Below are 24,268 nucleotides of genomic sequence, written 5' to 3'. Positions count from 1 at the left end.
CAGTACCCTCTCCCTGGATTACGCCAGGAGTTGCCCCTTAATGTTTTGCAATTGTCCAGATAGGGCCTGGAGATCCTCCAGTTGTTCCTTGAGCTCGTGCTGGGCTTCACTACTCTTTAGTTGAACCTCGGCCAACTGTTGTTGAAGAAACTCTGACTGACTGGAAGCCCTTTCTGCCACCACTTCACTTACATACAGGGCAACCTGTTCCAAATAGTTTGTTTCGGCCTGCTGTAAAACACTATAAAACTGTTTTAACTGGTTTTTGATCATTTCTTTCAGTCCATCCCTCTGAAAGTCAAGCTGATTCTCCACCTGTTGCTTGCGCAGGGATGCTTCTCGGCGAGCGGTTACCTCGGAAATCTGGCTAATTTGTACTTCCAATGCATCTAGTTCTGCCAGCAATTGTTGTTGCTGGTGGGAGGCTTTCCGCCACTCCACTTCCCTTTGCCCCAGTTGGCTGATGCCACTCTGCAATTTTACCCGCTGCTGTTCGAGGCTTCATCATACATCCTGCGGCTTTCAGGATCCTCTACCAGGATACTCCGTTGTAAGCTGTCACCGTCCATTAGCTGGCCAGCCCGGCGCAATAGCCCCTCTGCAGACAAAAGGTCCAGGGCTTCCCAGACTAAATTTTTGGCTGGATGCTCTGGCATTGCTTGTGAAGCCAGGTGAGCCTGTTGCTTAAATTTGTTGACCTTTTGTACACTACGCACCGTATCAATGAGTTTTTTATTTTTATTGATTTTTTGCAGAACCTGGCCGGCTTTACCCAGCTTATTCAGCTTACCACTCAGTTTAAAGAGTTGTTTGGCCTTTGGTCCTGGATTAGGTAGAAATAACATAGCCCAATCAACCAAATTACCCACGGTAGCCAGTCCATCGGCCCAGCCGCTATCTGGTTCCAGCTCCTGTTCGATGTATTGTGGCTGGTAGGTGACATTTATCCCCTCACTGATCAGCCTTGTAATTCTTGGTGGAAAGCCTTTAATTCCGCCGCCAGTTCCTTGACTTCTTCCTCTTTGTAGCCCAGTTGACTGAGGATTTTCTCGCGGTTTTGCTGGAAGGTAGTCAGTTGATGCCGGAACCTTTCTAGTTCCTGGGTCTCTTCCCAGGTGACCAGTTCCTGAACCGAGGTGTCCGGCAGTTCCACCTTCCAATTCACGTCGAAATTGCTACGGAGGGTTTGCTTAAACTCTGCCTGACGTTGGTCGATGATTTCACCGGCGAAGCCAAGCAGACTATCACCCTTTTCCTCTGTAACCTTACGCCAGTGGGCCAGTCGCTCCTCCATCATCTGTTCCAGCTTGCTTTCCCAGCGCAGGGGGTCCAGTGACCTGTGATCCTTAGCCGTAGATAGTTGACGGTGCAATTCACTCCATTGCTTTTCCTGGTCCAGAACCATGCTCTGGGTCAAGGCTTGCTCCAGTTTTTTTACTTGACCCTGCATATGTTGCAACAATTCCCGGGCGGATATTTGGGCTTGCTTCAATTCCTGCTCCAGATTTGCTCGGATGGGTAAAAGCTCTTCCGTCGCAGCAGTCGTCTCGTTGGCCTTGAGATTTTGCAGTAATTTGATTTCATCCAGCCAATCACCGATATAACGCTCTAGTTTGGTGGCCTGAGAAGCTGCAAAAACATCCTCCCAATCACTAAGGACGTGAATAATGGGGTAATCCTTCACTGCCTCCATTCCCCGGCAGCCACCATTCAGGTAATCTTTGGCAGATACTACAAAAAGCTTTGGCATCTCCAGGCGGGTGTGTTGGGAGAGCACCGCGATATTTTTCTGCAACAGTGCTTCCACACTGGTTTCCGAGGTGTTGATCAGGTCCCTCTGGGTCATGACAAAAATAATATGCTGATTCATTTCCCCGGTCCGCTGCAGGAACTCCAGGTCCTTACTACCCAGGGCCTGGTTAAAAAGGTATAGTACCAGGTCAACCCTGGGTAAAAAATCCAGGGTTAATTGCCTGTGTCGCTCATTCAGGGAACCAATGCCGGGTGTATCAATGATATTGATACGTTCTGGCAGCCATTCTGTGAGCAGCGGCATATCCACAACATCCACGGGGATGCCCCTGTACAGCCCTTCCTTTAATAGCTCTTGGGTTTCTTCCATGCTTAACTGAACATTGCGGCCATCGGGGAAGTGGGCAGTGGGTTGCTCTTCTGAATTAAAGCAACGTGTAATCACCGAAGTGGTGGGTAGCACCGCTGTGGGTAACAGGCCCTTTATCCCCAGGATGGCATTGATAAAGTAGGATTTACCCGCACTAAATTCGCCCATCACAGCGATATTCAGGCTGGCATTCTCCAAGCGCTCCCTAAAAAGTCCTAGACCCATCCTTTTATCCCGGTAGGGGTAGCCCTGGGCCAGGGTTTCCAGCTCAGCGAGCCTGGAAGCTATGGTTGTTAAATTAGCCAATGTTAATCACCCTTCCTCAGGACACTTGATTGAGCACTGTCCGGGCCTTTGCACTCAGGCTAGTTAGTTCTTCTATTTGCTGGCGGCACTGTAATATCTGTTGCTCCTGATCTCCCTGGTTTTGCTCGATAAAGCTCTCAATTTCCTCCAGGCGCAGGATTTCCTTATTAATCTTTTCATCCAGATCCTGAGCCAACAATGCAGCGGCCTGTTCTGCCACTTGATCAGGCAATTGTTTTAGTAAATCCTCAAAGTATCTAAGCAAACTGTGCCCTGTGTCTTGTACCGCAGCGAAATAAAGCTCCTTCAAATGGTTTAATTCCTTCTGTTGTTTCTTCCGGTTAACCTCCTGGTACTTTTGCCTCTCTTGCTCAATTATTTGTTCCTTTTTAGCAATGATTCTTTGAATCTGTTCTTCTCTTTTCTTTAACCTAGCTAGTATTACCACAATAATCAATCAGTTCTCGAACTTCTTCCAACTCAATATTACTCTGCTTAGCAATAATTAGGCTAAGTAAATTAATACTTTTCTGTAAGTCCCTGATGGTTGGTTCCAGGCGCAATAACAAGTAGCTGCTACCACCATTGGGAAGCCATAGTTTGACGCCAGTTTAAAAAGTTCTTCCATTATATCACCTCCGAAGTAAAAAGGGAGGCATTCCGCCCCCCTCCCTGTTGGTTATTTACTACAGAATATCCATTTCGGTTACTTCACGGCTTACGATACGGGCACCGGATACACCGGTCAGTGCTCCACCGGAGCTGGTGAAAATATCTTTAGCTACGATTGTATCCATGACGGTTCTTACTTCAGCTTCGGTAATGTCATCCCTGGGATCAGTTACCCTGAGGGTCACTTTATCGCCGGCCACGTTAACAAAGATCATTTCCAGTGTTTTGCTCATGGTTCCATCCTCCTTCGCTCAAAAATAAGGTTATTAAGGTAACTTCTTTAACTTTACTGGTTAATTAATTCACTGTCGTCTGCCCGGTAGATACCAACCAGGGATGCATTCTGCAGGCTGTTAATCGCCTGGGCCACATCATAGAGATCTTGATCGGCGGCTGTAATTTTGGCCTTGGCGTAGGTGCGGTTAACAAAGATGGGGTTACCCTGGGCGTTGACACCGGTTTGGTACCTTAACTTTATGCTGCAAGCATAGGGTTGTTTTACGACTGCCATACTACCATCCTCCATTCATTTTATTTTACGGAAGCGGGTCCCGACCGGTGGACCCGCTTCCGTATAAATAGAAAAAGCCGACCCAAACATACGTCCGGTCGACTTTGGTACTATTTGAGAACAGCTACAGCAGCGAAACAATGAAATAACGGTAAAGAGAAACCAACCAAGTTTAATAATGTATTTGCTACCCCTGTAAGATAGAACCAATCAAAACCAATAATTGATACGGCACCAGCAATTAACCATCCTGGTTGGAGCAACCCTATTCCTATACCGGAAAAAAATTAGTGACCCTATAATAGCTGGCCAACCAATGAATACCTGTGCCCACCACATAAACTTCATCCCATATTACCCATACCTAGAGAGCGGCAATATCAGCTCCGCCGTATTGGACCAACTTAAGACCAGGGAAGATGAAAAACTAATGCTCCAGGGCCAATTAATGGAGCTATCCAAACAAGTGGAGATGGATTACACCAAAGAAGACGTATTGAATTACCTTGAAGCGTTGTATCAGCAGTTTAAAGAAAAACGATGAGCAAACAAAGCCCATCGTTCAGCAATTTGTTAATCTAGTTACCGTTTTCGACGAAGAAGTCGAAGTCGATATGAAAATAGTTTTGGTTACAAGTGGTGGAGGCGGGGGGAGTTGAACCCACCGTCCGAAAGAGCAACCACAACAGGCTCTACGAGCGTAGACTATGGTTTAGATTTCGCTTCATTGGCGGCCATAGTCAGCCTCCGCTGTTGCTAGTCCGGTAGTCTTAGCTATAGCCCTCCGAACATCAGGCTATAGAGCGTCCCGCTAAGTTGACCCCCTATCCCGCACCGCGGGCCCAGCAGGTAGAAGGTTAGACAGCAATTAAGCTGCTAAAGCGTATTCTTCGTTGGCAATTATAAGTGTTCACCGTTTTACGGGCTGGTGAGATCCCGGCTCGCTCCTCTTGCCATCGCTTCCCCCGTCGAAGCCATTTCGCCCCCTTGTTTAAAGAAAAATGCTTGCCAACAGGTAATTTATTATATTTTCTGCCGCTCCCGAATGGCACGGTCCATTTCCCGTTTGGCATCCCGGGCGGCAATATCGTGACGTTTGTCAAAGGATTTTTTACCCTGGGCCAGGGCCAATTCTACTTTAACGCGGCCTCTAGGGTTAAAGTAAACTTTTAATGGAATAAGTGCAAGTCCTTTCTCACGAACTTTGCCGTAGAGACGTAAGGTTTCTTGTTTATGCATCAGCAGTCTCCGGGTTCTCTTGGGTTCGTGGTTGAACCTGTTGCCCTGTTCGTAAGGCTTATATGCATATTGTACAGCATCATTTCGCCGTTTTCAACACGGGCAAAGCTGTCCTGAAGGTTGGCTTTTCCTGCCCGCAGGATTTCACTTCGGTGCCTGTCAGGGCAATGCCAGCTTCATAGGTTTCCAGGATATGATACTCGTGCCGGGCACGGCGGTTTTCAGTAATTGTCTTAAATACCTTGGCGGAAGGTACAGGTTTGGCAGCCATGGAAAACACTCCTGACAGATAAAGCCCTGTTCTCACTTGAGACTCGGGCTTTGGGCAAACAAAATCTTTTAAGCAAGTATCTATATTATAACAAACTAGACATTTCTGTCAAGCTTCGCTTTGTTTTAAAGACCCAGCTGATCCGAGGCGCCCTGCATGGCTTCCAGGCTTAAACCTAAAAATTCTTCCAGGGACAGTCCCAGTTCGGTGCAGGAGCGAATTTGCTCGCGGTTGGCTCCCCGGGCGAAGGATTTTTCGTTCATTCTGTTTACTAAAAACGAGACATCAATGGCAGAAAGTTTCTTTTCAGGCTTAATCAGGGCGCCTGCTACGATTAGACCGGTGGTTGGGTCGGTTGCGTAGAGGGCTTTGTCCATTAAGCTTGTACGGGGCAGACCGTGTCTTTCATTATGTACCTTTACGGCATAAACCACGTCTTCCGGCAGGCCCATTTCTGCCAGCATCTTGGCACCTTCAATGCTATGGAGTTCAGGATTATCTTTCGTGTCATCATAGTCTATATCGTGCAGCAGACCCGCCAGGGCCCACTTCTCCTCGTCTTCACCAAAGTGCTGGGCCAGACGTTTCATGACCACTTCAGCCGCAATGCAATGATTCACCAAGTTTTTATTTTTGAGATTCTTCCTGAGTATCTGTAGCGCTTCTTCCCGATTCAATCTGCAATCCCCTCTCTGTCTTGACAAATTTAGCTGTGGCCCGGGCCACCTGGGTTCCGTCGGCCAGTGTAACTTCTGCTCCATGTTGGCGATGCGCCCCCTGTCCACTTGCTGCCTGGCGGTCACCACGATGGGTTCGCCGATGGGAACAGGCTTTAAATAGCGGGCGGTCATTTCCACTGTCATGGCGGGAGTTCCCCGACCCCAGAGCCAGTGGGCCATGACTTCATCCATAATGGTGGACAGGAGACCACCGTGCATCACATTCAGCCAGCCGGAATGTTCCGGCTTCGGCGTGAAGGTGGTGTAACAAATATCGTCTTTATGTTTGATGGAGAGTCTGAGCCCGATGGGGTTGTTCCGACCGCAAGCGAAACACTTGTTCACTTCTTGCCATTCCTGACTATTGTACAAGTCTTTGTAGTTTTGCAATCCAAGCACCCCCATAAATTATTCACTGTAATATTTTACTAAAATTTTGACCGACTGGCAAGGAAGGGAAGTACCTGAAAGGGGGTTAAGGTTTTGAGATAGATTTACACATTAATATTCAAAAACACCCATTGTAATTCAAATCAAGAACCGTCCCCACTTGAATACACAGGGAATGGCCTATAAATAAGTCAATAAGTCAAGCCTGACCCCCGGGAACGGGAAAAAATATGCCGGCCAGAGGCCGGCATATTTTTGTTCTTACAGTCTGGTAAGAAGGGGACCAAGGATCAGGGAGATGGTACCAGCAACCTTGATCAGCGGGTTCATAGCAGGACCGGAGGTGTCTTTGCAGGGGTCACCTACAGTGTCACCGACAACGGCTGCTTTGTGAGCATCGGACTTCTTACCACCCAGGTTACCTTGCTCGATCCATTTCTTAGCGTTGTCCCAAGCGCCACCGGCGTTAGCAGGAACAGAGCCAACAGAACACCAACGGTGGTTAAGCCGCCTAAGAAACCGGCCAGAGCTTTGGCGCCAAGGATGAAGCCTACCAGGATAGGAGCAGATACAGCCACGATACCGGGAGCAATCATCTTGGAGATCGCGGAACGGGTAGCGATGTCTACGCAGCGAGCGTAGTCAGCCTTTGCACCGGGCTTGCCTTCCAGCAGGCCGGGGATTTCACGGAACTGACGGCGAACTTCTTCAACCATTCCGTAAGCAGCTTCGCCAACGGCGCGCATGGTCTGAGCGCCTACCAGGAAGGGCACAGCGCCACCGATAAAGATACCAACCAGAACCATCGGTTCGGTCATGTTAACAACGAACTGTCCGTTGGGAAGTACATCTTTAAACTTGTGGGTTACAGCTTCAACATAGGCGCTGAACAGAGCCAGAGCGGTCAGGGCAGCGGAACCGATCGCGAAGCCCTTGGCGATAGCAGCGGTGGTGTTACCAACAGCGTCCAGTTTGTCGGTCTTAACACGAACTTCCGGAGGAAGCTCAGCCATTTCGGCGATACCACCGGCGTTGTCAGCAACAGGACCGAAGGAGTCCATAGCAACAACGAAACCGGCGGAAGAAAGCATACCCATAGCAGCCATAGCGATACCATAGATCGCCCACAGTTCTGCTTTGTCAGCAGGAGCAGCGGAACCTACGGACCAGAAAGCGAAGTAAATAGCACCGGCGAACACCAGCATGGGAAGGAAGGTGGATTCCATACCTACAGCCAGACCGTGGATAACGTTGGTAGCAGGACCGGACTTGGAAGCTTCAGCAATACGGTTTACAGAAGGCTTACCGGTTCCGGTGTACAGCTCGGTTAAGTAACCAACGGCTACGTTAACGATCAGACCGGCTACTACAGCCATGAATACGCCGGTAGCGATGCCAGCAGTTTCACCAAGGAAGGTGGCCTTAGCTACGAACCAAACACCAACAGCGGTCAACACGTTGGTGGTCCAGAGACCTACGTTCAGAGCAGCCTGGGGGTTGCCATCTTCGGTAGTACGTACGAAGAAGGTACCGATAATGGAAGCGATAATACCAACAGCACCTACTAACAGCGGGAAGATAACGCCAGGGAAACCAAACAGGGTGTTACCAATCAGCATAGCAGCGATGGTGGTAGCGGCATAGGATTCGAACAAGTCAGCGCCCATACCGGCGGTGTCACCCACGTTGTCACCCACGTTGTCAGCGATAACGGCGGGGTTACGCGGATCATCTTCAGGAATACCAGCTTCTACTTTACCTACCAGGTCAGCACCTACGTCAGCAGCTTTGGTATAGATACCGCCGCCGACACGGGCGAAGAAAGCGATGGCAGAAGCACCGAATGCGAAGGAGTTGATGATGGTAGGGTTTTGGAAAACAATGTACAGAACGGAAACGCCCAGCAGACCCAGACCTGCTACGGACAGACCCATAACAGCGCCGGCGCGGAAGGATACGTTCAGGGCCTTGGCCATACCGTGGCTGCGAGCAGCTTCAGCGGTACGGGCGTTGGACTTGGTGGTGGAGGTCATGCCGATGTAACCGGCCACGGCAGACAGAGCAGCACCCACTAAGAAGGAGATCGCGGAAGCGGGGCCTACAGGCATGTGTGCGCTGCCGCCGCCCTCTACGAAATACTGAGCGGCCCAGAGAATTACGAAAATGATAAGAGCAAATGGAATCAGGGTTTTGTACTGACGGTTTAAGAAAGCCATCGCACCTTCGTGCACAGCTTCGGAGATCTCACGCATTTTAGGTGTGCCCATATCTTCTTTTAGAATGCTGGCCAGAGTAAACAGAGCGAATAAAAGGGCCAAAGCACCGGCACCCGCAGCGTAATAAGCGAGCATCATGTTTTGTTCCACTTGAAAGTTACCCTCCTTGTCCCGAATAAAATTAAATTAGGACCTACTTCCATACCACTAATACCATTGAAGTCAATCCAAAGGCAATAGCGATAAAGGCCGTGAGCCTGCCGAGTTTCTCGTCTAAGCCTTTCTTCTTTCCTCCGAATAATGTCTCGGCACCACCGGCGATCGAACCGGATAACCCGGCGCTCTTACCCGACTGCAGCAAGACGGTTGCTATTAATGATAGTGCGATCAGTACATGAATGGCAGTCACAAAACCTTTTAACAAAGCCCCACCTCCTTTTGAAAATTTATGTAAAAAATGAGGACTTGTATACCTAGTAATTATAGCACAACGTGAAATATGTGACAATCTGTATTCATGTAAAAATAGGTAGCCAAGGCTTACTCTAGCAAACCATGGCTTTTAAAATCAGCCATTTTGTGATTATGTTAACAATCTCTAGCCCCGCAGGTTATAAAAAACTTCCCTGCCGCGATACCTGGCCAACTCGCCAAGCTCCTCTTCAATGCGCAGCAGCTGGTTGTACTTGGCCACCCGGTCGGTGCGGGAAGGGGCGCCGGTCTTGATTTGCCCGGCATTGGTGGCCACGGACAGGTCGGCGATGGTGGTGTCGTCGGTTTCGCCGGAACGGTGGGACACCACGGCGGTGTAGCCGGCCCGCTTGGCCATTTCGATGGCATCCAGGGTTTCGGTGAGGGTGCCGATTTGGTTCACTTTAATGAGGATGGAGTTGGCCACCCCGCCCTTGATGCCTTTGGCCAGGCGTTCGGTGTTGGTGACGAACAGGTCGTCTCCCACCAGTTGGATTTTTTTGCCTAAGGCCTGGGTCAGTTTGGCCCAGCCTTCCCAGTCGTCTTCGGACAGGCCGTCTTCAATGGTGATGATGGGGTATTTGTCCACYARWTWGSTRTAGAAMTCSAYCATTTSRTCGGCGGTGTAGGTRACRCCYTCGCCYTCTCMAGAYGTATTTGCCGTCTTTGTACAGTTCGGTGGCGGCTACGTCCAGGCCCAGGAAGACGTCCTGTCCGGGTTTGTAGCCGGCCTTTTCAATGGCTTCGATGATGACGGCCAGGGCTTCTTCGTTGCTCTTGAGGTTGGGGGCAAAGCCGCCTTCGTCGCCCACGGCGGTGTTGAGTCCCCGGGCTTTCAGGACAGCTTTCAGGTGATGGAAGATTTCCGCTCCCATGCGCAGGCCTTCGGAGAAGCTGTCGGCTCCCACCGGCAGGACCATGAATTCCTGGATGTCCATGTTGTTGTCGGCGTGGGCGCCGCCGTTTAAGATGTTCATCATGGGCACCGGCAGTTCTTTGGCGTTGACGCCGCCGATGTACTGGTAGAGGGGTAGGCCGAAGTAGTTGGCCGCTGCTTTGGCCACCGCCAGGGAAACGCCCAGGATGGCGTTGGCGCCCAGTTTTCCTTTGTTGGGGGTGCCGTCCAGTTCGATCATGAGGCGGTCGATGCCGATTTGGTCGGTGACGTCCATGCCGATGAGTTCGGGGCCGATGGTTTCGTTAACGTTGTCAACGGCTTTGATGACCCCTTTGCCCAGGTAGCGCTCTTTGTCACCGTCCCGCAGTTCCACGGCTTCGTAAGCGCCGGTGGAGGCGCCGGAGGGAACCGCCGCTCTGCCCACGGTACCGTCCTCCAGCCAGACTTCCGCTTCCAGTGTAGGGTTGCCCCGGGAATCCAGAATTTCCCGGGCGAATACGTCGCTGATGATTGTCAAAGTTCATTCCTCCTATGTGGATTTTATATTTAGTGTTAAACTTCTGTTCTCTCTGACAGTTAGTCGTTAGCCATTGGCTATTGGTTATCGGCTACTGGCTAAAGGAATCAAAACCAAAGGCTAAAGGCCAATGGCCAACAGCCAAAGGCCTGACCCCAAAGCCTATCCCTTAAGCAAGAGGCTTTCTCCCGTCATTTCCGGGGGTTTGGGCAGACCGAGAATATCCAGCATGGTGGGGGCGATGTCCGGCAAGCTGCCGCATTCCTTAAGTTTAACCCCTTGGTAGCGATCTCCCACCAGGTAAAGGGCACCGGATAGATTGACACTTTCGTCAGTTTCACCAAAATACTGCCTTCTTTCCGAGTGGCCTAAGATTGCATATTTACACCCGATCTCCCTTAGCATAAGGGGTGAAATTTCTCCGGTATAGGCCCCTTGCTTTTCCCAGTACATGTTTTGGGCACCCAGAGCGATACCGCTTCCCTTTAAAGCCTCAGCCACCGGTGCCAGAACGGTGAAGGGCGGGCACACCACCGCTTCAACCGGTGTGCTACCCAATTTTCCCCGTAATTCTGTCAAAAACTCCAGGGCCTCGCAAACATTTTTATGCATCTTCCAGTTTCCGGCGATGATTAACTGCCGCATCGTTGTATCTCCAACACCATGCATCTAGATGGCGGCGGCACATTTACCGCCGCGCTGTTGCTTTTATTTACTCTGAAGCACCGCTACCCCCGGCAACTCTTTGCCTTCGAGGAATTCCAGGGAGGCCCCGCCGCCGGTTGAAATATAGCTGATCTTATCCGCTACGCCAATCTTATTCACCGCAGCCACCGAGTCACCGCCACCTATAATAGTAATGGCAGAAGAATCCGCCAGGGCTTTGTCTACTGCTTCGGTTCCCCTGGCAAAGGCCTCCATTTCAAAAACTCCCATAGGCCCGTTCCAAACAACAGTTGCTGCTTTTTTAACAGCTTCAGCATACTTAGCAGCAGTGACCGGTCCGATGTCCAGCACCATCCAGTCCTCTGGAATCTCTGTCACCGTCACCACCCGGTTCTCGGCAGTTGGTTCAAAGGCCCTCGCCACCACCACATCAGTGGGTAACAGGAGTTCTACATTACGGGAAACCGCCCGCTGCATTAACTCTTTGGCCAGTTCAACTTTTTCCGGCTCTATCAAGGATGTTCCCGTACCGTATCCCTGGGCCTTAATAAAGGTGTTGGCCATACCGCCGCCGATAATTAATGTATCGACCTTGTTTAAGAGGTTGTCAATAACCCCCATCTTATCTGATACCTTGGCACCACCGATAATGGCCACAAAGGGACGCTTGGGGCTTGTTACCGCCTGGCCTAGCATTGCCAGTTCCTTTTCCATCAAAAAGCCGGCCACAGCGGGCAGGTATTTGGCAACTCCGGCTGTTGAGGCATGGGCCCGGTGGGCTGCACCAAAGGCATCATTTACATAAATGTTTGCCAGTTCCGCTAACTGCCGGGCATAACCATCATCGTTCTTGGTTTCTGCGGCATGAAAGCGAACATTTTCCAGCAGCAGCACATCTCCGTTCTGCATGGTGGCAATGGCTTGCTTAACTTCTTCCCCCACCGACTCGTTAACCTTGATCACTTCTTTACCTAGCAGGTCCGACAATCGTTTGGCCACCGGTGTGAGGCGGTATTTTTCTACCACTTCTCCCTTGGGGCGGCCCAGAGGGTACATTAAAGTCCACCCGCACCAAAACCTTTTTGCTCCGGATATCAATGTCTTTTACTGTCTTTTTGGCCATTCTTATAACCCCTTTTTACCCACCATCAAGGTTAAGTCCAGTACACGGTTGGAATAGCCCCACTCGTTGTCGTACCAGGAAACCACCTTGACCATATTCCCTTCAATAACCATGGTGGAAAGGCCGTCAATAATGGAAGAATGGGGGTTACCGTTAAAGTCTTTGGACACCAGCGGTAAGGAGCTGAAAGCAAGAATGCCCTTCAGGGAGCCCTCGGCAGCTTCTTTGAGGGTGGCGTTAACCTCCTCTGCGTTGGTAGGTTTAGCCAGTTCAGCCACCAGGTCCACTACTGACACGTTGGGAGTGGGAACCCTCATGGCAAAACCGTTCAGTTTGCCCTTCAATTCGGGCAGTACCAGGGCCACAGCCTTGGCGGCCCCGGTGGTGGTGGGAATGATGGACTGTCCAGCAGCCCGGGCCCGACGCAGGTCCTTGTGGGGTAAGTCCAAAATACGCTGGTCATTGGTATAGGAGTGAACAGTCGTCATTAAACCCTTAACGATGCCGAATTTCTCATGCAGAACTTTGGCAAAGGGAGCCAAGCAATTGGTGGTGCAAGAGGCATTAGAAATAACATGATGATTGGCCGGGTCGTAGGTATGGTCGTTAACTCCTATGACAATGGTGGCATCCACTTCTTTACCCGGTGCAGAGATAATTACCTTTTTGGCTCCGGCCTGGATATGTTTGGCGGCATCCGGGCCTTTGGTAAAACGCCCGGTAGATTCAATGACAATGTCTACACCTAACTGACCCCAGGGCAGTTTGGCAGGGTCTGTTTCAGCAAAAACTTTAATCTCCACATCGTTAACCAGAATGGTGTTTTCGGTGCACGCTACCTCTGCGGCCAACTCACCGTGCACCGAGTCATATTTTAGCAAATGAGCCAGCGTTTGCGGGTCTGTAAGGTCGTTTACGGCCACAATTGCAACCGGAGACCCTACCCGAATGAGATCCTTCTTTAGCATTGCTCTCAGCACATTTCTTCCGATTCGCCCGAACCCGTTAATGGCAATTTTAATTGTCATGTTAAAATACCCCCTTGTTTAAATTCTTCTTGATCAACTGATTGGATAATGTACGCCTGTGGTTGGCCAGGCATTATATTTGGGCTATCAATACCTTTACCCCTAAATTTTCAAGTTCCTACGGGTTTCCTCCGGCAGCCCGGAATCGGTAATCACAGTATGTATCTTATCCCACTGGGCAAAGGTATGATAGTATACTTGATTAAACTTTTCACTGTGGGCCACCAGAATGACCTCTCTGGCAGCAACCAACATGGCCTGTTTAACTTCTGATTCCAACATATTGTTTGCAGACAACCCGCGTTCGATGCTGACACCGGTAGCGGCAAGAAACACTTTGTCAGCGTTGAAGCCCGCAAAACCGGCCCGAGCCATTGGCCCCACCAGTGCGTGGGTGGTTCCCCGCACTTCCCCCCCGGTAACCAGCACGGTGGTTTCCTCCCCGGGGTTAGCCAGAACCGAGGCGATGGGCAGCGAATTGGTAATGACAACGCAGGGTTTGTTTATCGATTGCGCAACAGCCAAGGTTGTTGTCCCCGCGTCCAGGATAATCGTCTCTCCCTCTGCAACCAGCTCTGCAGCCAAACGTCCAATGGCAGTTTTTTCCCGCTCGGCCTCTCCCAACCGGATGAAAAAACGAGCATCGGAGGCGGTCTGAGGATAGAGCGCCCGCCCGTGTTCACGCTGCACCAGGCCTAAAGCGGCAAGGGCTTTCAAGTCCCGTCGAACGGTCATTTCAGATACATCAAAACGCTGGGCCAATTCCGAGACGGTCAGATGCCCGTGTTCCTGGAGTAATAAGCGAATCTTCTCTTGGCGCTCGCCACTCATTCCATTGCCTCCCACCTGAACTTATGTTTACTCTAAAGAATGGCTACAGAACCTTCGTAAACCACCCCTGAGAGGGCGTCCACCGTAACAGTCTGCCCCTCGGAAATTTTTGTCAAAGCCTCTTCCGCGCCTACCACCGCCGGAATACCATAGTGCAGAGCCGCAATGGCGGCGTGGGAAGTTAAACCACCCTCCTCAACAACCAGTGCCCCGGCCCGGGCTACCAGCGACATAAAACCGGCATCAATGGTAGCGGCCACCAGGACATCTCCTTTGTTGAAGGTGTCCATTTCGGGAGAGGTGACCTTTCGGGCAGTCCCCGCGTAAGCCTGGCGGCCGATACCCGCTCCCCTGGTCAAAATATTGCCCACAACCTGGATCTTGATCATATTGGTGGTTCCCGCTTGACCGGCGGGAACGCCGGCGGTAATCACCACCACATCCCCGGTTTGAACCAGGTTATGCTGCAGGGCCGCTGTCACTGCAACCGACATAACCTGGTCCGTACCCGCGCTTTCCGGAACCAGCAGCGGTTGCACCCCCCACTGCAAGGCCAGCCGCCGTGCCGTCCCTACAAAGGGGGTGGCTGCCACAATGGGGCACCGGGGACGGTATTTTGAAATCATCCGGGCAGTCAGTCCGGAATGAGTGGGCGTCAAAATGGCCGCTGCATTGAGATCTTCAGCAATAGTACAACTGGCATGGCTGATTGCTTCCGTCACATTGACATGGGGGTTTCTCTCTCTGCTTTTGTCTGACAGTATAGTTTCTGTACGTCTGGCGATTTTATCCATCATTTTAACCGCTTCTACCGGAAACTTACCGGCAGCGGTTTCGCCGGACAACATGATGGCGTCGGCTCCGTCTAAAATGGCGTTGGCCACGTCGCTGGCTTCGGCTCGGGTGGGGCGGGGCTGACGAATCATAGAGTCCAGCATTTGTGTGGCAACGATCACCGGCTTACCCAGAAGATTGCATTTATTGATCATTTCTTTTTGAGCAATGGGCACTTCCTCAGCGGGAATCTCCACCCCGAGGTCCCCACGGGCTACCATCAGCCATCGGCCACTTGTAAAATGGCATCGAGATTTTCTAGCCCTTCTCTGTTCTCAATTTTGGCAATGATATGCGCATTTGCACCTGCCTCTTCAACAATCCGACGTACCGCCAGAATATCGGCCGCCTTGCGGACAAAGGATGCGGCAATGAAATCAATGCCCTGGGAAAGCCCGAACCGGATGTCCGCGATGTCTTTTTCGGTAACGGCAGGCAGTTGAATGGAAACTCCGGGAATGTTGACTCCCTTTTGGGATTTCAGGAGCCCGCCGTTGCGCACCACGGTGGTGATCCACTCCTGCTGTACAGCGGTGACCTCCAGTCCAATTTGCCCGTCATCAATTAAAATCTGGGTTCCCGGGGCTACCTCTTGCCAAAGGTTTCGGTAGGTAATGCCCACCCTTTCCCGGGAGCCGGGTTCGCAGTCGGTGTCCAGTACAAAGGTGTCACCGTCACAGAGATGCACCCCCTGGTCGGGAACCATTCTCGTACGAATTTCAGGCCCTTTGGTATCGAGAATAATGGCCAAATGCTTGCCCATTCTGGCAGCCTCTTCCCGGAGCGTTGAGATGCGCTTGCCGTGTTCTTCGTGGGTGCCATGGGAAAAATTCAGCCTCGCTACATCCATTCCGGCTGCCAATAGCCGCTGCACCTGTTCCACGCTTTCACTGGCCGGCCCGATGGTACAAATGATTTTTGTTTTTCTCATCCGCAGTTCCTCCCCGCGGTAATGATGGTTACTTGTATACTCATGTTCAAATGATCCTCCCTAATGTTTATATGAACATTATATTCTGTGCACATAATCAAATTCCTGCCTGTGCAGTTGTTTATTTGCACATTTTTTAAAAATTACCTCAAATAAAAAACTTGCATGCTGATGCGTGCAAGTTTTTATTTCATTTTACTTAGCAAGCCATCTGCCAGGGCCACAGGCCTGTGCCAGCACCTGAAGGGGGTGGTACACCGCAGCGCCGGTAAGATGATAAATTTGTAACTGGCACATGCCGCATTCGCTGATGACCTGATGAACCCCCAGTTCTTTCACAGCGTTAAAAACATTGCGACCAATTTCCTGGCTGATGGCGTATTTTTCTTTTTTAAACCCGTAGCTGCCCGAAAGGCCGCAGCAGCCGGCATCCAGGTCTTCCACCCGCAAACCGGGGATCAATTGCAGGATCTCCCGGGAAGGCACGCCACACCCCGCAGCTTTAAGATGACAGGGCTGGTGATAACCAATTCGTAAAGGCAGTTCCTCAAAGCGGGCAACCATTTTCCCTTGCTGAAGCAACATGCCTAAATACTCGAAGGCATCCAGCATTTTTTCATTTAACGAGTCGGTATTTAACTGAAAGAGTTCCTGGTATTCCCGCCGCAAGGTGAGATTGCAGCTGGGACAGGTGGTGATAATGTGATAACCCCTGTTAATATAACCTTGTAACTTTTCCAGGTTGTTCTTGGCCTGATCCCTGGCCATGTCTAACAGTCCATTGGCAATTAACGGCAGGCCGCAGCAGTTAAATTGCTCCACTTCCAACTGAATATTGTTATGCGCCAAAACTTCTGCCAGGGCCAAGCCGACCTCAGGCGCATTGTAGTTTACATAGCATCCCGGATAGTACAGCACTTTTGTCTTTTTTTCGTCAATGTTTTTAGACTTATATAATTCCAGGAAGGTTTTTTCTGCATAGCGGGGCAATGTCATGACCGCACTTACACCCAGCATTTTTTCCGCCAGTAGCCGGAGAGGTTGAAAGCCAGCCAACCGGTTAACAATGGACGGCGCTAGCCGGGCAGCTTTACCCATCCCTTCTACCCTGGCCAGGATCTTATCCCGCAGGGAAGCACCATGCAGGGACACATACTCTCCCTTGGCCCGGCAGTTCATGGCTGAGATCGCAACGCCGGAGGGACAGGCCACATCACATCCTTTACAGTTGCTGCAATAACCGATGGACGAGTGTACCGCCGCCGGTTCCTCCAACCGGAAGCGCTCCAGGTCGGGCCCGTTTTGCTTGGGACCGGCAAATTTGTCTGTCACCCTAGCCACCGGGCAGTGGGATACGCAGATCGAGCATTTTATACAGTTATCCAAAGCAAAGCGGTGATCACTGCTCATTCTCCCGCCTCCCCTGCCAGTTTTCCTGCCTTATATCCCGAAGCAACCGCCACCCCGTTGCCGCATTTTTCAATGGGGTAGTTGCAGCCCGCTAGATTGGCCCCGGTGATCAACACATTTTCTATAATGACCTGTCCCTGGTCATCTACTGGCTGCAAGTATTCATTTACCTTGATGCCCATTTGATTAAACAGGTGTCCTTCCATGGCCAGGAAATCCCGGGCAGACCACTTTTCACGGCCGGTTTCCACCGGCAAACGGAAGATGCTCTCCCAGGCCTTACCCGGTTCGGACTCCAGGCCTCCCCCGAGAAAAGAACCGGTGGCCAGCACAACGGTTTTGGCGAATATTCTAATTTTTTTGCCTGCGCCGGTTGCCTGCACTTCCGTACAGCGTTTTCCGGCAACCCGGGCACCGTTGACGGTGCAGCCAATTACCACTTCAACGCCCTGTCCCTTAACGTGATGCAGCAGCATTTGCTGCAACCTTTGTCCGGGTAATGCCGGGGGTATATTGGCCACCTCGTAAACCGGGTGACCCAGGTTCTCAGCCAGGTTCTTTGCCACCCGGGAATCCCAACGTTCCCCCAATACCGGCGGAAACAGCAAAACCGCACCAGGTAGCAGGTGGGGCTTAATTTGGTCAACGATACGAACCAGCACCCGGGGGTTCTCCAGGCGGTGGGCCAGCGTGTTGGGGCTAAGTTCTCCCCCGCCGGCGCTCACCATCAGGCTATTTAAGCGGCAATGGGCCTGTAGTGCCCCGGATTTTTTCAGGTTGGCTACGAGCACGTCCGGGTAGAAATCTTTTAATTCTCGAAAACCCACTACCAGAAAATAGCTTACTTGCTGCAGGTCACCACCTACGGCCATGCTGGCGGGAACCAGGTATGTGGGACGAAGGGTGCCAAGGGCGGTGGGAAGCAGCCAGTTGCCCCCCCTGTTATCCAGGTACGGGTTATGGTTTTCATGGCAAATCCGCCGGAAAAAGAGAAGACTTTCCTCCAGCACATCCTGTACCCTGGCATAGGGATGCTGCGGTTCATAGTGCACAGTCCAGCAATTTCAGCCACAGGCTCCTGACACACCTGGTTCGGATCCTTCAGATTATAACCCCAGAGGTCAATACAACCGGAGGAAAGTCCCACCGCCCCCATGCCTTTGGCCACCAGCATCACTTTTTTACCCTGCTCGGCAGCTTTGGCAGCGGCCGTGAGTCCGGAGAGACCGGCTCCGATTATTAATACGTCCGCATATTTATTCATCATCTCATTCTCTCCATGGCAAATAGTGCGCAATAAATTCCGGTTGACAGCTGGGCCTCCCGCAGTTGCTGGCCCCACAACACCGGTCTCATGCCCTTCCAACGCTTTTGCAAAACTTCGTTAAATACTCCCGGTGGTTCCCGGTGAATTGGGGGTAACCATTTAAAGCGCCCAGGGTACGATAGCTGCAAAAGGTGCCCTGGCAGGTACCCATGCCCATTCTGGTCTTGCGGCGAATGTCTCCCAGGGTAAAGCTGTCCCCATTGTGAGCTGCCTGCTCGATTTCTGCCAGGCTGACCACTTCGCACTCACAAAGGATCCTGCCTTTGTCAGGATTGTTTTCTACCTGCTCCACCACCCGGACAAAGCTGTCTCCCAATCTCTCAGCGGCCTTTTTGGCACCGGGAACGCCAAAAACTTTTTTGCCCCGCTTAAGCAGTTCCTCTGACACCGGAGCCATCAACGGTTCCTGGGCAGTCCTGCAAGGGGCATTGACTCCTATCTTGCTGGCAACCAAATCAACGGTTTTTTCCGCCATTAGACGGAAGGTGGTGAACTTGCCGCCCACGATGCTGACCATGCCGGCTAACCCGTCTCTCCGCTGGTGGTCCAACAGGGCAAAGTTGCGGGTAACAGACCTGCCGCCAGCGGCACTGTTCTCTTGATACAACGGCCTTACCCCAGCAAAGGCCCTGATTAGTCTGTAACTTTCTAATTCCGGCACCATTTCCTGACCGATTTTAATGAGGTCAAGGACTTCATCGTGGCCGGGTTTGGTACAGCCGGCATCATCTACAGTAACGGAAGTGGTGCCAAAAATCGTAATGGTACCGTGAGGTACAAAAATGTCACCATCGCCAGGTGGACGCAAACGGTTTACCACCATATTCATCAACCTGTGATTATAGGCTACCAGAGTACCTTTATCTTTAATCACATGAACCCCTAAGCCTGCCATGGCGGCCACTTCACTGGCCCAGGCTCCGGCGGCATTAATGACCATCTCGCACTCAATGTGTTTTTTCTCCCCGTTCAACTGGTTAGTCAATTCCACTGCGGTGATCCGGCCGTTCCTTTGATGAAGGGCGGTCAACCGGTGATACGTCAAGACTCTTGCCCCGTGACGCCGGGCGGCATGGACGTTGCCCCAGAGAACTCGGAAACCGTCCACAGCACAATCAGGGACTTTGAAAGCCCTGGTAATGTTTGAATGCAAAACTGGATTCTTCTTAAGGATTTCCTGTACGTCTGTTTCTTCACAAATAATGCCGGCTTCGGCACAGGCGGTAATCCACTGGTTGGTATATGCAGGGTCGTCCCCAGGAAGCTGTACAAAAAGACCTCCGGTGATTTCAACACAGTTGGGTGCAATCCGCCGTAAAATCATATTCTCCTCCAGACACTCCCGGGCGGCTTCTTTATCTTTTACAGCATAACGAGCACCACTGTGCAAAAGTCCGTGGAACCGGGAGCTGGTACCGTGGGCCAGGTCTCCCTGCTCGACCAATATCCCGGATATGCCCCTGAGGGCCAGGTCACGCAGGATGCCCGTACCAGTAGCCCCACCACCGATTACCACGACCTGAGCTTTATCCGTTGTCATACTTTAAACCCCCGTTATTATCGCTTCACCCGCTAATCACTCGGTATAATAGAGCCACACAATAGCAGGATTTTTCCCGATACTGTGTGGCTTCTCCATAACTCAAGCCGCTATCAAATTAATCTTCTTAATCTTCGATGGCCCAGTCCATACTGCGGGTAACCGCCCGCTTCCAGCCATTATAAAGTTTGTTTCTCTTGACCTCGTCCATTTGGTTTTCAAACCGGCGATCCAGTTTCCAGCGGTTGGCCAGTTCCTCTTTACTCTGCCAGAAGCCAACGGCAAGTCCGGCCAGGTAAGCAGCACCCAAAGCCGTGGTTTCAATAATCTTCGGTCTGTCCACCGGCACACCCAGGATATCGGCCTGGAATTGCATGAGCAGGTTGTTGGCCACTGCACCGCCGTCTACTTTCAGGGCCTGCAGTTTAATATTGGAGTCCGCTTCCATGGCCCCCAGTACATCCTTGGTCTGGTAGGCCAGGGAATCCAGGGCGGCCCTGATAATATGCTCCTTGGTGGTGCCGCGGGTCAGCCCCACAATGGCACCCCTTGCCCGCATATCCCAGTAGGGAGCACCCAATCCGGCGAAGGCAGGCACCAGGTACACACCATCGGGATCCGCTACCTTGCTGGCAAAGTATTCGGAATCCGGTGCTTCTTCTAAGATCTTCAAACCGTCTCTCAGCCACTGGATGGCCGCCCCGGCAATAAAGATACTACCTTCCAGGGCATATTCAACCTTGCCGTCAAGACCCCAGGCAATGGTGGTTAACAGACCGTTTTGGGAATCATAGAGTTTGTCACCGGTATTCATCAGCATAAAGCATCCGGTACCATAGGTATTCTTGGCCATGCCGGGTTCATAGCAAGCCTGGCTAAATAATGCTGCCTGCTGGTCCCCGGCCACCCCGGCAATGGGCACCGAGTGACCCAGGAATTGTTCAGGTGCCGTTGTACCATAGACTTCACTGGAGGGACGAACCTCCGGCAGCATGTTGGCCGGCACGCCCAGTTCCTTTAAGAGTTCTTCATCCCAACGTAGTTCCCGGATGTTATACATAAGGGTACGAGAAGCGTTGGAATAGTCTGTAACATGCCCCTTGCCGCCGGTAAGTTTCCAGATTAACCAGGTATCCATGGTACCGAAAAGAAGTTCTCCCTTTTCCGCCTTCTCCCGGGCACCTTCCACATTGTCCAAAATCCACTTCACTTTGGTGCCTGAGAAATATGCGTCCACCACCAGGCCGGTTTTGGTGCGGAAGGCTTGCTCAAGGCCTTTGGCCTTTAACTCGTCGCAAATGCCGGTGGTACGGCGGCACTGCCAGACAATGGCATTATACACCGGTTTGCCCGTGTTTTTATCCCATACTACGGTGGTTTCCCGCTGGTTCGTTATACCGATGGAGGCAATTTCCTTAGGGTCAATACCTGTCTTGGCCACCAGCTCAGCAATCACGCCATACTGGGTGCTCCAAATTTCATCGGCATTATGCTCCACCCAACCGGCTTTGGGATAAATCTGGGTGAATTCTTTCTGCGCCACTCCCATAATATTACTGTCCCGATCAAATAAGATGGCTCGGCAACTGGTTGTCCCCTGGTCCAACGCTAAAACATATTTCTTCTCCATTTCAACACTCCCCTTAATGTTATGCTTTATTGGAATGATAAGTTCAGAAGATTTATACTATAATTCTGAAGTCTTAGGCTCCAAAAAAAGTCTTATAGAAGAGAGCAGCAAGGACACCGCCGATAATGGGACCAACTACAGGAATCCAAGAGTATCCCCAATCGGAATCCCCTTTGCCAGCTATCGGAAGCACTGCATGAGCAATACGAGGTCCTAAGTCACGGGCAGGATTGATCGCATATCCGGTTGTTCCGCCTAGAGAGAGACCAATGGCCACAATCAGAATACCTACAATAAAGGGATTAAGACCGTCAGCGAATTTATTTGCACCGATTGCCAAGATACCTAATACCAGCACAAAGGTACCGATAATTTCGCTGATTAAGTTGGCACCTGTACTGCGGATGGCAGGGCCAGTACTGAACACTGCCAATTTAGCACCCTTATCCTCTGTGGCACCCCAGTGGGGTAAATAATGAAGCCATACTAATACACCGCCAAGAAAAGCTCCTAACATCTGGGCAACGATATACATGGGAACATCGGCCCAGGGAAAGCTGCCTAAGGTTGCTAGGGCGATGGTAACAGCAGGGTTTAGGTGTGCTCCACTGATAGACCCAACAGCGTAAACCGAAACCGCAACCCCAAATCCCCAACCACAAGTGATAACGATCCAGCCACCGTTTTGTGACTTCGATTTATTTAACACACAACCTGCTACAACACCGCCACCGAAAATGATTAGAAGCATAGTCCCAATTACTTCGCCTATAAATGATGACATTGTACTTCCCCCTTTTAGTTAGTTGTAAAAGTTAAACCTTCATTTCGTGAATTTTCTGACACCGCTAACCATACTAGTCCATTTAATCATAAAGCACCTTGTGATTCTATAGGATATTTGTGGTTCCATTTAATGCATATGGAAATACGGTTATACCGGTCTTTCCACCGAACTATTACCCTCCCTTCTTGAAAAAATAATGCCCAGGCAGACATTCTCTGGAAGAATGTCTGCCTGGGCCGTCTCCTTTTCTCCTGGCCAAGAAGGAGTAAAAATAAAAACCCTCAAATAGGCATACATAAATACACTACCTACAAGGGGTTATCTCCAAAACTCCTAACCATTTATCAAGTTGTGCGTGCTAGATTATTCTCAATATTTAATATATTCTGCAGCCCTTTGTGTTTTCCTGCTGCAAATGTTAATTATTTTTAATTTTTTTCGCACCTAAACTTCCCCTTTAAAACAACATCCTCCCGTCCAAATGATTCCTCAAAAAATCAGCCATTGGAGGGATGTCCCGACACTTTATAATCTTTTGTAATATCTATTGCATAAATTAGAATATCTCTTTTGCTTACGCCGGTTACCCTCTTATAAAACTATATTCCAAAGGTGCCTCAAACTGGTAGTAATAGCATCAATCCCTTTGCCCAGTGCTTCTTTTACATCCTCCTCCGTTTTTAACAGTCCTCCCCCCAAAATCGGCAAATTCAGGGATTTTCTCATTTCTTGAATCACGTATTGGGGAATTGTAGCCGGTAATACTTCCACTGCGTGGGGTTTAATGTTATCCGCCACCCGTATGGCAGTTTTAACCGATTCGGAATCCACGATAAATAAACGCTGAACCACCCAGAGACCTTCTTCTTTGGCAAACTTGGCCAAATTTGATTTCGTTGTAACAATGCCCTGTACACCCATTCGCTTGATTAGGTGAATCCCTGCCCGATCTTTACCAATACCTTCCACCAGGTCTATGTGAGTCAGTAAAACCTTGTCCGCCGCCCGAACCCTTTTAATCAAAGTTGGAAGATAGTTAATATCGCCGCCCAAAAGAAAAATGGCGTTGATATTGGGATGCCGTATGGCTTCTTCCAGGTCTTCTACACGCCGAATAGCCGCAGCGACATTTCTATTGGATAATACTTTTGTTAAAAAATCCATCTACTCCCCTCCCACTCCACAAACACACTGAACTGTTCTAAACCTAATTATTCCTTACTATAATAAAAAAATTAACGGCCTTTGGTACATTTTAAATAATGTACAGACAGGCCGTTTCATTTTTCTTTCAGAAGTAAGGATTTAACACAAAAAAGGGCACCTCTCAGGAAACTGCCTGCTTTGGGTTATCTCCAATTACTCCCAACCGGATATCAAATTCATTTATTTGAATATTCTATAAGCCAATTACGTTTTCCTTTTTAAAACAGTAAACTTTTTAAATTTGTTAGGATCTGGTTCATGACTTGCAGAGCCTGGAGAGTATTATCTGATATTATCCCTTTTCTCCCATTCCAACATGCTCATCGTCTTTATTTGTAAGGTTATTCGGCGGTGTTTTAAAGGGGTTGTTGATTTGCTCCCTCTCCCAGGGAGCCATTTCATTCTGGCTGGTTTCGTCCTCGGTTGTCCCTTTTACCAACTCCCCTTTACGGGTTACCATCTGCTCGTGGGGCACACCTGTTTGTAATGTATGCCTCCTGTCGTGAAGAGTCATGCAGTCACCTCCGGGTAAAATTTATACTTAGTGTTTCCCGGATTAGCTTGTTTTTATTTACCGCAAAGTTCCTTCAACGCTACGGGGAAGAAGTAAAACGAAACAGCGG

The 24,268-nt window shown here is 50.4% G+C and carries 17 protein-coding genes, 1 other RNA gene and 9 pseudogenes; 1 reads left to right on the top strand and 26 read right to left on the bottom strand.

The window, feature by feature from the left end; all coding sequences use genetic code 11:
* Positions 1-18: 18 nt before the first annotated feature.
* The 6 genes from P378_RS10255 to P378_RS10225 all read right to left on the bottom strand — a co-directional run bounded on the left by P378_RS10255 (position 19) and on the right by P378_RS10225 (position 3,611).
* Entirely contained in the window at positions 19-477 is a 459-nt protein-coding gene (locus P378_RS10255; protein ID WP_099083189.1) for a hypothetical protein, read from the bottom strand.
* A 2-nt stretch (positions 478-479) separates the two neighbouring features.
* The gene (locus P378_RS10250) at positions 480-845 is read right to left on the bottom strand and encodes a hypothetical protein (RefSeq protein WP_099083188.1); all 366 of its coding nucleotides are present in this window, start codon (positions 843-845) and stop codon (positions 480-482) included.
* A 113-nt stretch (positions 846-958) separates the two neighbouring features.
* The gene (locus P378_RS10245) at positions 959-2,428 is read right to left on the bottom strand and encodes a dynamin family protein (RefSeq protein ID WP_099083187.1); all 1,470 of its coding nucleotides are present in this window, start codon (positions 2,426-2,428) and stop codon (positions 959-961) included.
* 16 nt (positions 2,429-2,444) lie between these two features.
* Entirely contained in the window at positions 2,445-2,885 is a 441-nt protein-coding gene (locus tag P378_RS10240) for a hypothetical protein (protein ID WP_180261059.1), read from the bottom strand.
* A 229-nt stretch (positions 2,886-3,114) separates the two neighbouring features.
* Entirely contained in the window at positions 3,115-3,333 is a 219-nt protein-coding gene (locus tag P378_RS10230) for a DUF2922 domain-containing protein (protein WP_099083185.1), read from the bottom strand.
* Between the two features lie 53 nt (positions 3,334-3,386).
* Positions 3,387-3,611 carry a DUF1659 domain-containing protein gene (locus P378_RS10225; protein ID WP_099083184.1) on the bottom strand — a complete coding sequence of 75 codons (225 nt, stop codon included), beginning with the start codon at positions 3,609-3,611 and terminating at the stop codon, positions 3,387-3,389.
* Between the two features lie 316 nt (positions 3,612-3,927).
* Between P378_RS10225 and P378_RS10220 the strand changes: the two genes are divergently transcribed.
* Positions 3,928-4,155 (top strand): hypothetical protein, encoded by a 228-nt coding sequence (locus tag P378_RS10220; RefSeq protein ID WP_099083183.1) that lies wholly within the window; start codon positions 3,928-3,930, stop codon positions 4,153-4,155.
* Between the two features lie 93 nt (positions 4,156-4,248).
* Here P378_RS10220 and ssrA read toward each other — a convergent pair.
* The 20 genes and pseudogenes from ssrA to P378_RS19000 form a co-directional block, all read right to left on the bottom strand.
* Positions 4,249-4,598: a transfer-messenger RNA gene (gene ssrA / locus P378_RS10215) on the bottom strand.
* Between the two features lie 36 nt (positions 4,599-4,634).
* A pseudogene (smpB, locus tag P378_RS10210) lies at positions 4,635-5,121 on the bottom strand (SsrA-binding protein SmpB).
* A 125-nt stretch (positions 5,122-5,246) separates the two neighbouring features.
* Positions 5,247-5,798: an HDIG domain-containing metalloprotein gene (locus P378_RS10205; protein ID WP_099083182.1), complete on the bottom strand. Its 552-nt coding sequence runs from the start codon at positions 5,796-5,798 to the stop codon at positions 5,247-5,249.
* A 174-nt stretch (positions 5,799-5,972) separates the two neighbouring features.
* Positions 5,973-6,020: pseudogene (locus P378_RS21635) on the bottom strand (PaaI family thioesterase); the annotation flags it as partial.
* A 471-nt stretch (positions 6,021-6,491) separates the two neighbouring features.
* Positions 6,492-8,584 (bottom strand): annotated as a pseudogene (locus P378_RS10195) (sodium-translocating pyrophosphatase).
* Positions 8,585-8,639: 55 nt separating this feature from the next.
* Positions 8,640-8,870, bottom strand: coding sequence for a preprotein translocase subunit SecG (secG, locus tag P378_RS10190; protein WP_099083181.1), 231 nt, complete (start codon positions 8,868-8,870; stop codon positions 8,640-8,642).
* Positions 8,871-9,044: 174 nt separating this feature from the next.
* Positions 9,045-10,332: pseudogene (eno, locus tag P378_RS10185) on the bottom strand (phosphopyruvate hydratase).
* 318 nt (positions 10,333-10,650) lie between these two features.
* A pseudogene (locus P378_RS10180) lies at positions 10,651-10,977 on the bottom strand (triose-phosphate isomerase family protein); the annotation flags it as partial.
* Between the two features lie 63 nt (positions 10,978-11,040).
* Positions 11,041-12,121 (bottom strand): annotated as a pseudogene (locus tag P378_RS10175) (phosphoglycerate kinase).
* 2 nt (positions 12,122-12,123) lie between these two features.
* Entirely contained in the window at positions 12,124-13,149 is a 1,026-nt protein-coding gene (gene gap, locus P378_RS10170) for a type I glyceraldehyde-3-phosphate dehydrogenase (protein WP_099083180.1), read from the bottom strand.
* A gap of 102 nt (positions 13,150-13,251) precedes the next feature.
* On the bottom strand, positions 13,252-13,980 hold the full coding sequence (locus P378_RS10165) for a DeoR/GlpR family DNA-binding transcription regulator (protein ID WP_338013898.1): 729 nt from the start codon (positions 13,978-13,980) through the stop codon (positions 13,252-13,254).
* A 32-nt stretch (positions 13,981-14,012) separates the two neighbouring features.
* Positions 14,013-15,745 (bottom strand): annotated as a pseudogene (pyk, locus tag P378_RS10160) (pyruvate kinase).
* A gap of 195 nt (positions 15,746-15,940) precedes the next feature.
* The gene (locus tag P378_RS10155) at positions 15,941-17,155 is read right to left on the bottom strand and encodes an anaerobic glycerol-3-phosphate dehydrogenase subunit C (protein ID WP_099083179.1); all 1,215 of its coding nucleotides are present in this window, start codon (positions 17,153-17,155) and stop codon (positions 15,941-15,943) included.
* Positions 17,152-18,207 carry an anaerobic glycerol-3-phosphate dehydrogenase subunit B gene (locus tag P378_RS10150; RefSeq protein WP_338013897.1) on the bottom strand — a complete coding sequence of 352 codons (1,056 nt, stop codon included), beginning with the start codon at positions 18,205-18,207 and terminating at the stop codon, positions 17,152-17,154. The genes P378_RS10155 and P378_RS10150 overlap by 4 nt, the downstream gene beginning before the upstream one ends.
* Positions 18,208-18,254: 47 nt before the next feature.
* Positions 18,255-18,419: pseudogene (locus P378_RS23585) on the bottom strand (FAD-dependent oxidoreductase); the annotation flags it as partial.
* Positions 18,419-20,022, bottom strand: a pseudogene (gene glpA / locus P378_RS10145) (anaerobic glycerol-3-phosphate dehydrogenase subunit GlpA). The pseudogenes P378_RS23585 and glpA, both read right to left, overlap by 1 nt.
* Positions 20,023-20,149: 127 nt before the next feature.
* Complete coding sequence (glpK, locus tag P378_RS10140) at positions 20,150-21,652, bottom strand: glycerol kinase GlpK (protein ID WP_099083178.1); 1,503 nt, start codon at positions 21,650-21,652, stop codon at positions 20,150-20,152.
* 73 nt (positions 21,653-21,725) lie between these two features.
* Complete coding sequence (locus P378_RS10135) at positions 21,726-22,436, bottom strand: MIP/aquaporin family protein (protein ID WP_099083177.1); 711 nt, start codon at positions 22,434-22,436, stop codon at positions 21,726-21,728.
* Positions 22,437-23,030: 594 nt separating this feature from the next.
* Positions 23,031-23,603 carry a glycerol-3-phosphate responsive antiterminator gene (locus tag P378_RS10130; RefSeq protein ID WP_099083176.1) on the bottom strand — a complete coding sequence of 191 codons (573 nt, stop codon included), beginning with the start codon at positions 23,601-23,603 and terminating at the stop codon, positions 23,031-23,033.
* Positions 23,604-23,937: 334 nt separating this feature from the next.
* A complete protein-coding gene (locus P378_RS19000) occupies positions 23,938-24,159 on the bottom strand; it encodes a hypothetical protein (protein ID WP_143338459.1) in 222 nt (73 codons plus the stop codon).
* Between the last annotated feature and the right edge of the window lie 109 nt (positions 24,160-24,268).

It is taken from the genome of Desulforamulus profundi (assembly GCF_002607855.1).
Note: the sequence above shows the minus strand (reverse complement) of the source record. Positions and strands in the feature narration are given on the sequence as shown.